Consider the following 2,689-nt stretch of genomic DNA (forward strand, 5'->3'; position numbering starts at 1 on the left):
TGGCTGAAGCCATTGCACAGGCCGATCTGGATCGTGACGCGCTCTGTGGCGCTGAGTTCGTGATAGGACATGGGGCAACACCTTACCGAAATGGTCGGGTGTTGCACTCAGTTTTTGCGGCCGCCGAGCTTCTGGCCAAAGCGGTTGATCAGGAAGTCTTGCAAGGTTTGCTCAGGCTTGACCGGACGCAGTTTGGCAAAGGCATAACTGACGCCGAATACCAATGTTTTACGAACACCCAGTTTGCGTAGGCTGTCGAGATTCAGCTTCAGCGGGTAATCGAAGAAGCGCTTGCCGAAATAGATTCTCGATAGACGCCCACGTAGCAGCATGACCTGATCCGAATCAACCGCACTACTTGCCAGCCCATTGAAGGCTGGAACCGGGCGCTCCATACCCTGGTACTGCAGAACGGCCTTCTCGCATCCCTCCGGCGCAAGAGGAAGCAAGCGGTTCCACCATTGCATGACCCAATCCGATTTGGAGAAAAACCGGTGCCCACCAATATCAATGCGGTTACCTTTGTAGTTGACCGTCCGGGAGATACCACCAACCTGGGTATCCGCCTCGATCACCAGCACATTTGAAAACCCGGCGCTCTGCAGCTCATAGGCAGCGGTCAGGCCGGCAGGACCTGCACCTACGATGACAACGGAATTACTCAAGCCTCATTACCTCGCGAGCACCATGCCTGCTGAACAGCAGCACCTTGCGCACCATGAAATTGATCAGGAACGTGATTGCGGAAGACAGCAACTTCACCAACTCCGGACTGAAAGAGAGAACCTCAACACCGAGATAAATGATGCAGCGGGTCACTAAAACACCCAGCAGTCCAGTCGCAAAAAAAATGGAGAACTCGAGCAATGGGTGGCATCGATAAGTACGTACAGGGAATACCCAGAAAGCACTGAAGAGATACGCTACCAGTGCACCAACTAGGAATCCCACCACAACCGCGCCACTGAGCCCCAGGTGCAGCGCCCGAATGCACAGTGAGAACGCAGCCAAATCCGCCGACAGTCCAACTAACGAGGCAATGAAATACTTCGCGAACTCGAATCGACCGTGCAACCACTCCAATACACATGTGATCACCTGGCATTCGCTACGGCATGACCGTCCAAGCCTGCGCAGCCATACAGGTAGTAAGTAACCGGAGCTTCTCCCGAATAGCTCCTGGGAATATTCCATAGCCCCATCGGAGGCTCGCTCAATCGATTTTGGAGCACGATGTAACTCAGTTTACCCTCAGCCGCCTCACACATATCCCGTACAGTTTGAATATCTGGCGCGCAATGATCATCCCTGCCGGCTGCGGAGTTCACGACAGCACATATTTCACTCTGGAACGACAATATCTGTGTCACCGAGTTTCGAATACTGGCTTGTCTGGCTGTCTCGCGATTGAACAGCAGCCCGGCCTGCTGGCCCTCGTTGAAATAACTGGGGCGATGCAAGACACTCCAGGGCGCCAACAGCATATCAGCCCAATAAACCTGAGCACCTTGCTCGATGGGAGTTCCGAATGGATTCTCCCCCGCCGAGCGCTCTATATAGGTATTCCAAGTGCTTCGGCTATCCCAAGAAATCATCGAATACACTGAAAAAGCAGCGATAGCAGCGAGCGCGGCATACCTGGCAGGCTGACCAAATCGGTGCACTCCGAGGTAAATCAGCACAAGTACTAGGCAAGAAATCAATGGATAGGCCAAGATAATGGCATCCAATCGGTAATTGTTCAGGCTACCGCCCTGCTTGAGGAACGCCAGATAGACGACAAGACAATACTTGAAGGTCCCAATAATCAGCGCTATCACGAGACCAGCCAACATCGCAATACGGAAGCGCTCTCGAATTTTCGGCGCAATTGACGGCCAGAAGAAGAACAGAGCCAGGGGGAATAGGGATAACAGCGGGCTTGGAGCCATCGGCCCCACAGGTACGGCCCAGATGATAGTCGCAAAGAGGAACAGGCTGCGCTCACGACCATAGGCCTGCTGTAGCACCTGCCACATAACCAGCGGAATCGCAGCCATCGCCCCCCAATGGGATATCCATTGCACTCGCCAGAGCTGCAGACCAGTCGGCAGCACCAACGACAGCCAATCCACAAGTACAAGGCTGGCAACGAAACCAACGATTAAGGCAATTAGCAGGGCTGTATAGAACTCTCGCACACGCCCCAGAACAAAATGCCGCGCCAGTAGAACGAGCAGGAAGTCGAGCCCCAGTGAAACCCACGAGGCAACGGGCCAGTTTTTCAGGAAGACATTCCGGTTGGGGCCCGATATCCAGGCCAGCCACTGAGCGTCGTACTGCTGAAAGAAGAAAAGGGACGGTCCGCGAATCAGATAAGCTAGAGCCGTAACAATTACTGCCGGGACAGCAAGCCAAACCCAACGACGATCATCCACGCACAACCAGCACCAGAGAACCAGTGCAACAGCCAGCGCCTGCAACGGGTGGACAACCGCTGCCAACAACCATAGACAGGCCGCCAGAAAGTACCGTCGGCTAACAAACGCAGCCAACGACAAAAGGCACAGCGGCTCCGCCAAACTTCGACCAGTAAAGAAAGGGCGGCCGCAAAAACTGAGTGCAACACCCGACCATTTCGGTAAGGTGTTGCCCCATGTCCTATCACGAACTCAGCGCCACAGAGCGCGTCACGATCCAGATCGGCCTG

3 protein-coding genes are annotated in these 2,689 nt (G+C 54.4%); all 3 read right to left on the minus strand.

Annotated features, from left to right (window positions below):
- Window positions 1-107: 107 nt before the first annotated feature.
- From A9513_RS14310 to A9513_RS14320, 3 genes are read right to left on the minus strand one after another with little or no spacing between them, the layout of a single operon-like run.
- The gene (locus A9513_RS14310) at window positions 108-665 is read right to left on the minus strand and encodes an FAD-dependent oxidoreductase (protein ID WP_141678404.1); all 558 of its coding nucleotides are present in this window, start codon (window positions 663-665) and stop codon (window positions 108-110) included.
- Complete coding sequence (locus A9513_RS14315; RefSeq protein WP_176707240.1) at window positions 658-1,083, minus strand: GtrA family protein; 426 nt, start codon at window positions 1,081-1,083, stop codon at window positions 658-660. Before A9513_RS14315 ends, A9513_RS14310 begins: the two co-directional genes overlap by 8 nt.
- Before the next feature lie 11 nt (window positions 1,084-1,094).
- Window positions 1,095-2,417, minus strand: coding sequence for a hypothetical protein (locus A9513_RS14320; protein ID WP_141678405.1), 1,323 nt, complete (start codon window positions 2,415-2,417; stop codon window positions 1,095-1,097).
- Window positions 2,418-2,689: the final 272 nt, after the last annotated feature.

The organism is Pseudomonas sp. AU12215 (assembly GCF_001675465.2).
GTDB classification, from domain to species: domain Bacteria; phylum Pseudomonadota; class Gammaproteobacteria; order Pseudomonadales; family Pseudomonadaceae; genus Pseudomonas; species Pseudomonas nitroreducens.